This is a genomic window from uncultured Winogradskyella sp. (assembly GCF_963975125.1).
In the GTDB taxonomy this organism is placed as follows: domain Bacteria; phylum Bacteroidota; class Bacteroidia; order Flavobacteriales; family Flavobacteriaceae; genus Winogradskyella.
The window spans coordinates 1-7,067 of sequence record NZ_CAXBGB010000116.1 but is presented as its reverse complement, the minus strand read 5'-3'; the positions used below and the strand labels follow the sequence as shown (position 1 = coordinate 7,067).

The following is a 7,067-nucleotide window of genomic DNA, read 5'->3' as shown; positions in this document are numbered from 1 at the left end:
TTTCGACTTATTTTGTAAGCCAACTTTGATTAAAATATATTTTGAACTCGTTAATCATTAACCTAACATGTCCAATTTATTTTTTAGGAGGATAACCGACAAAAATCTTTTCAACCAAGGTGATAAACTTAGCTTCGCGTTTTTCTGGTTTTGCGTTAGATTGATATGAACTCTCACTAACAGCTTGCCAAAACATTCCGCTTTTAGTATCGTCTACAAATTCTATGACAACCTCTCTTGTATTTTGATTACTGCCAAGGGGTAACCCTACAGAAATTCCGCCTCCAACATTTCCGCCTCCACCTCCAACACCTACTCCAACATTGTTATTGTTTCGGTTTTGAATATCTTGACTTTGAATATCTATATAAAAATCTGGGTTATCTGAACGTGTTAATCCCATAGTTTCAAGTTTTGCATCGATAGCTCTTATTAAACGTTTGGTATCAAGCTCGCTTAAACCTGTTTTCATATCATCAAAATAGTTGTAACTTTTATACGCAGTAAAATCAGTTGATTTCTCGTAGTCATAATTGACAATGGTTCCGCAAGAGGTAATAAATAGCAGGATCAAAATAAATCTGAATGGTTTCATCTTTTTATTTTAAAGGTATTAAAAAATTAAGATGCTTGTAAAGAATTTAACTCTTAGTATTTAAAAGAGGGTTGAACCGCTTTTGTTAAAGAATACGAAAAACACAATAGGAATAGCTATAAACTAAATAAACTGCTCTTTTACCATAAGCATTGCTTTAAAAAACTGAATCATAGCCCTATTCACAACACAACTACCACATAAATTATCTCAATAGAAATTGAGATGACTTTAGCTTTAAGATTTAATCATTCAACATCTTCCAAAGCTTATCTTTCAATTCTGTCAATCCTTGTTGTGCTACAGATGATATAAACATATACTTGCTATCTAAATCTTCATCTAAAATAGTAGAAATTTCAGATTTTAATTCGTCATCTAACATATCAGATTTTGAAACCACTACAAAACGTTCTTTATCTAACATCTCAGGATTATAACGTCGTAGTTCATCAACTAAAACTTCATATTGCTCTACTATATCTTTTGCATCAGCAGGAATTAAAAATAGTAAAATTGAGTTACGTTCTATGTGTCTTAGAAAGTAATAGCCTAAACCTTTACCTTCTGCAGCACCTTCAATAATACCAGGAATATCTGCCATTACAAACGACTTAAAATCGCGATATTCTACAATACCTAGATTTGGTTTAAGTGTCGTAAATTCATAATCCGCTATTTTTGGTTTTGCTGAAGTTAAAACAGACAACAATGTAGATTTACCTGCATTAGGAAAACCAACTAAGCCAACGTCTGCTAGCACTTTAAGCTCTAATGTAATAAAACCTTCTTCTAACGGAATTCCTGGTTGCGCATACCTCGGAGTTTGATTAATTGAATTTTTAAAATGCCAATTACCACGACCTCCCATACCACCTTCTGCAACAATTTTCTCTTCTCCATCTTCAGTGATTTCAAACAAAATTTCGTTAGTCTCAGTATCTCTAACTACTGTACCTAATGGCACGTCTAAGTACGCATCTTCTCCATCTGCACCTGTACTTCTTCCTTTACTACCATGAGATCCATGACCAGCTTTTATATGACGTTTAAATTTTAAGTGAATTAAGGTCCATAGGTTAGAATTTCCCTTGAGAATTACATGGCCACCACGACCTCCATCTCCACCATCTGGCCCACCTTTCTGTATGTATTTTTCGCGATGCAAATGCGCAGAACCTTTACCTCCATTACCAGAGGATACGTGCATTTTTACGTAGTCAACAAAATTTCCTTCAGTCATATTCTTTTCCCACGGAAGTGGGGATTTTTTAATTAAAATCTTATGCTAAATCTGATTCTACAAGAAATAAAACCATAATGAAACCTCATGAGATTCTCCTGTCTTCATAAAAACTAAAGCTTGTCTAATAAAGCACTTAATCGCACTGTAATATCTTCAATACTACCTACTCCATTAACACCAAAATATTTATCTTGATCAGAATAATAATCTTTTAATATTGCTGTTTTTGTATAGTATTCTTTAATACGATTTCTAATAATGCCTTCATCAGCATCATCTGCTCTTCCACTAGTTTTACCGCGTTCTAATAAACGTTGCACCAAAACCTCATCATCAACTTCTAAAGCAACCATTGCATTAATCTGAGAATCTTTAGTGTCCATTAGTTGATCTAAGGCTTTAGCTTGTGCATTAGTTCTTGGGAAACCATCAAAAATAAAACCTTTAGCATCAGCGTTTTTTTCGACTTCTTTATTCAACATATCTATAGTTACCTGATCTGGAACTAACTCCCCTTTATCCATAAATGACTTAGCTAATATACCTAAGGCTGTTTCATTTTTAATATTATATCTAAAGACATCACCTGTAGAGATGTGCACTAAATCATATTTCTCTTTTAAAAAGTTAGCTTGTGTTCCTTTACCTGCTCCTGGAGGGCCAAATAACACTAGGTTGGTCATATGTTGTGTTGTTTTTAATTGATATACATCTGGTAAACCTCTACCCAAACCGTTATAATCTAAGCCATAGCCAACAATAAACTTATTAGGAATCTCCATGCCAACGTAATGAAGCTTAAAATCTTTATCATAAGCTTCTGGTTTATAAAACAATGTTGCAATGAGCAATTGTTTTACATTTTCATTTTTAAAAATACGATGCACTTCTACCAGAGTATTTCCTGAATCTATAATGTCTTCTAAAATAACTACTGTCCTCCCAGTGAGATCTTGTGTTAACCCTATTAAACGCTGAATATCTTCTGTAGATTTCACACCTTCATAAGATGCGAGTTTAATAAAGGTAACCTCACAAGGTTTTGGATATTTTTTAACAAAGTCGCTCACCAGCATAAATGATCCATTTAAAATCCCAACAAATACAGGCATTTCATCACTTAAATCTGACGCAATTGCATCTACCATGTTCTGCACAGCAGTATCAATTGCTTGCTTTGAAATAAAAGGTTTAAAGTATAAATCGTGAAGCTTTATCAATGTCTTATTATTTTAGAAATGCAAAGATAATCAATAGATTGTGGAATACCGATTTTTGATTTATGATTTTAGAATTTTCTTCTATAATTAGCTTATTTTTGTAACACAAAAGTGAATGTTTTAATCCTTAAAAAGTTTCTCATTGACATGAGAACAACTAAAGTTGATGAACTATTTTTCTTCAAATTTCAAACTCGGTATTCTTGGTGGTGGTCAACTCGGCAAAATGATGCTCTATGACACACGCAAATTTGATATTTACACTTGTATTTTAGACCCAAGTAAAGATGCACCATCCCGTTTAGCCTGCGATGAATTTACAGTTGGTGATTTATTAGATTATGATACCGTTGTTAACTTCGGGAAAAAAGTCGATGTATTAACTTTTGAAATTGAAAACGTAAATGTAGATGCCTTAGAAACGCTTGAAAATGAAGGTGTAAAAGTATTTCCATCTTCTAAAACTCTTCGTACTATTCAGAATAAAGCCACTCAGAAGTTGTTTTATCGCGATCATAATATTCCGACTGCTGGTTTTTCAAGATTTGCATACACTTCTGAAATTGATGAAGCTATTAATCATGGTGGATTAAGTTATCCGTTTGTATGGAAAAGCACTCGATTTGGTTATGATGGTACTGGTGTAAAAATAGTAAGACAATATACAGACTTAATTAACTTACCAAATGTAGAATGTATAGCTGAAGATTTAATTCCTTTTAAAAATGAACTCGCTGTAATTGTTGCCAGAAATGAAAAAGGAGATTTAAAAACCTATCCTGTGGTTGAGATGGAATTTCATCCTGAAGCCAACCAAGTTGAATATGTTATTTGCCCAGCTAGAATTCCTGATAATATAGCTAAAAAGGCCGAATTAGTTGCATTAAAAACTGCAACTGCTTTTGAGCATGTTGGTTTATTAGCCGTAGAAATGTTTCAAACAGAGAATGACGACATCATAGTTAACGAAGTCGCGCCAAGACCTCACAATTCTGGGCATTACAGTATTGAAGGGAGTTACACCTCGCAATTTGAACAGCAACTCAGAGCCATTTTAGGATTACCACTAGGTAATACAGAAAGTAAAGTAGCAGGAGTAATGGTAAATTTAGTAGGTGCCGAAGATTACACCGGAAATGTAATTTATAAAAATATGGAGGCCATTTTAAAAATGGATGGTGTTACGCCACACATTTATGGAAAAAAACAAACAAGACCATTCCGAAAAATGGGACATGTTACTATAGTGAATAAAGATATTACAGTAGCTCGTGAAGTGGCAGAAAAAGTGAAACGTACAATAGAAGTAATTAGTGAATAAATTATGAGTAAAGTAGGCGTAATAATGGGTAGTAAGAGCGATTTGCCAGTAATGCAAGACGCTATTGATATATTAAAAGGATTCGATATTGAAGTAGAAGTAGATATTGTTTCTGCACATCGCACACCAGATAAGTTATTTGATTACGGTAAAAATGCCCATACAAGAGGTATCAAAGTTATTGTTGCAGGAGCAGGTGGAGCAGCTCATTTACCTGGTATGGTGGCGTCTTTATCGCCTCTTCCTGTAATTGGTGTACCTGTAAAAAGCAGTAATTCTATTGACGGATGGGATTCAGTACTTTCAATATTACAAATGCCAGGTGGAGTGCCTGTTGCTACTGTCGCTTTAAATGGAGCAAAAAATGCAGGGATTTTAGCAGCTCAGATTTTGGGTTGCTCGGACAAATGTATTTTAGACAAAATTATAATTTATAAAGAAGGGTTAAGAATTAAAGTTATTGAATCAGCTAAAAATCTCTAAAAAGCCTCAACTTTCGTTAAGGCTTTTAGCTATTAATCAATTCTTTACCGCAAAAAGAAATGCCTGTAAAGTTTTTGCAAAAATAACTAAACTTAAACATGAATTCTGTTTTTTCCCTCTTAAAAATGAGTTAAAATTCACATTATCAATAAATTAAGTAAGAAAATTAAGACGATTTACAATGACAATTCTTAATAAACCATTCGAAACCCAATATAACACAGCTCCTTTTTCAAAAATTAAGACTGAAGACTTTTTACCTGCGTTTAAAACTGCTATATCAAAAGCAAAATCTGAAATTGATATTATTGCAAATAACAAAGAACTCCCAACTTTTGAAAACACTATTGAAGCTTTAGATTATTCTGGAGTAGAATTAGATCGTGTATCAAGTATTTTCTTCAATTTAAATTCTGCTGAGACTAATGATTATCTTCAAAAAATAGCACAGAAAGTTTCTCCATTACTTTCAGAATTTAGTAATGATATAACATTAAATGAAGACTTATTTAAACGCGTAAAAGTAGTTTACGATTCAAAATCGAATTTAAATTTAACGACCGAACAAGAAACACTTCTAGATAAAAAATACAAAGGTTTTTCTAGAAATGGCGCTAATCTAGCAGAAAACAAAAAAGAACAACTTAGAGTTATAGACAAAGACTTAAGTCAATTAAAATTAGAGTTTGGTGAGCACATTTTAGCCGAAACCAACAAATTTGAGATGTTTCTTACTAACGCATCTGATTTAGCAGGTTTACCAGAAGGAGCGAAAGAAGCAGCTAAACAATTAGCTGAGAGTAAGGGCAAAGAAGGCTGGTTAATTACTTTAGATTACCCAAGTTATATTCCGTTTATGACTTATGCGGATAATAGAGCTTTACGAGAACAACTCTCTAAAGCTTTTGGAAGTAAAGGATTTAATAATGACGAATTAGACAATCAAGAAGTAGTCCTTAAAATAGCAAAACGTCGTTTTGAGCGCGCTCAACTTTTAGGTTACAAATCACACGCTCATTTTGTTTTAGAAGAGCGCATGGCAGAAACACCTAAAAAAGTAAATACATTCTTAAATGAATTATTAGAAAAAGCTAAACCTGCTGCTGAGTGCGAGTTTAAAAAACTTGAAAATTTTGCAAAAAATTTAGATAATATCGATCAATTACAAAAGTGGGATTCTAGTTATTATTCTGAAAAATTGAAGCAAAAATTATTTAGTTTAGATGACGAGCAATTAAAACCTTATTTTAAACTAGAAAACGTAATTAACGGAGCTTTTATTGTAGCTGAAAAATTATTCGATTTACAGTTTGAAGAAATTGATACTATAGATAAATATCATGAAGATGTTTTAACCTATAAAGTAAATGATAATGAAGGCAATTTAGTTTCTATTTTCTATGCCGACTTTTTCCCTAGAGCTGGTAAACGTAATGGCGCATGGATGACGTCTTTTAAACCTCAAATGATAAAGCTAGGTGTAAATGAGCGACCACATGTTTCTATTGTTTGTAATTTTACTAAGCCAACTAAGAGTAAACCTTCTCTACTGACGTTTAATGAAGTAACAACATTATTTCATGAGTTTGGACATGCACTACACGGTATGCTAGCAAACACCAATTATCCAAGTTTATCTGGCACAAGTGTCTATTGGGATTTTGTTGAATTACCAAGTCAGATTTTAGAAAACTGGTGTTACGAAGAAGAAACTCTTAAGTTGTTTGCTACGCATTACGAAACTGGAGACATTATTCCCATGGAACTTATCGAGAAAATAAAAGCATCTTCTACATTTCAAGAAGGTATGCAAACACTACGTCAATTAAGTTTTGGATTATTAGATATGTCTTGGCATGGTGTTAATCCCTCAAAAATTTCAAGCGTTAAATCTTATGAAATTGAAGCTTTTGGAGACACCAGCTTATATCCAGATGTGTCTGAAAATTGTATGAGCACCTCATTTGCACATATATTTCAAGGTGGTTATTCTTCTGGTTATTACAGTTACAAATGGGCAGAAGTATTAGACGCAGATGCTTTTGAATACTTTAAAGAAAAAGGTGTTTTTAATAAAGTGGTTGCTGATAAATTTAAGACCAATGTATTATCTCAAGGTGGCACAGAAAACCCAATGACACTGTATAAAAAATTTAGAGGACAAGAACCAAAACCTGAGGCTTTACTAAAACGTGCTGGGTT

The 7,067-nt window shown here is 33.1% G+C and carries 6 protein-coding genes; 3 read left to right on the top strand and 3 right to left on the bottom strand.

The window, feature by feature from the left end:
- Nucleotides 1-76: 76 nt before the first annotated feature.
- The 3 genes from AAC053_RS13160 to AAC053_RS13150 form a co-directional block, all read right to left on the bottom strand.
- Entirely contained in the window at nucleotides 77-595 is a 519-nt protein-coding gene (locus AAC053_RS13160) for a DUF4136 domain-containing protein (protein WP_339757513.1), read from the bottom strand.
- A gap of 244 nt (nucleotides 596-839) precedes the next feature.
- Entirely contained in the window at nucleotides 840-1,838 is a 999-nt protein-coding gene (gene obgE / locus AAC053_RS13155; RefSeq protein WP_339757510.1) for a GTPase ObgE, read from the bottom strand.
- Nucleotides 1,839-1,951: 113 nt separating this feature from the next.
- A complete protein-coding gene (locus tag AAC053_RS13150) occupies nucleotides 1,952-3,061 on the bottom strand; it encodes an adenylate kinase (protein WP_339757507.1) in 1,110 nt (369 codons plus the stop codon).
- 166 nt (nucleotides 3,062-3,227) lie between these two features.
- Here AAC053_RS13150 and AAC053_RS13145 point away from each other — a divergent pair, with 166 nt between their 5' ends.
- From AAC053_RS13145 to AAC053_RS13135, 3 genes are all read left to right on the top strand, one after another.
- Nucleotides 3,228-4,382: a 5-(carboxyamino)imidazole ribonucleotide synthase gene (locus AAC053_RS13145; RefSeq protein WP_339757504.1), complete on the top strand. Its 1,155-nt coding sequence runs from the start codon at nucleotides 3,228-3,230 to the stop codon at nucleotides 4,380-4,382.
- Between the two features lie 3 nt (nucleotides 4,383-4,385).
- A complete protein-coding gene (gene purE, locus AAC053_RS13140) occupies nucleotides 4,386-4,865 on the top strand; it encodes a 5-(carboxyamino)imidazole ribonucleotide mutase (RefSeq protein WP_339757501.1) in 480 nt (159 codons plus the stop codon).
- 181 nt (nucleotides 4,866-5,046) lie between these two features.
- The coding region (locus tag AAC053_RS13135; protein ID WP_339757498.1) for a M3 family metallopeptidase at nucleotides 5,047-7,067 on the top strand (2,021 nt) is incomplete at its 3' end.

What these genes read in the sequence shown, in the direction of transcription:
- purE (WP_339757501.1), top strand. Translation starts at nt 4,386, where the DNA reads ATGAGTAAAGTAGGCGTAATAATGGGTAGTAAGAGCGATTTGCCAGTA.
- obgE (WP_339757510.1), bottom strand. Translation starts at nt 1,838, where the DNA reads ATGACTGAAGGAAATTTTGTTGACTACGTAAAAATGCACGTATCCTCT.
- AAC053_RS13145 (WP_339757504.1), top strand. Translation starts at nt 3,228, where the DNA reads ATGAACTATTTTTCTTCAAATTTCAAACTCGGTATTCTTGGTGGTGGT.
- AAC053_RS13160 (WP_339757513.1), bottom strand. Translation starts at nt 595, where the DNA reads ATGAAACCATTCAGATTTATTTTGATCCTGCTATTTATTACCTCTTGC.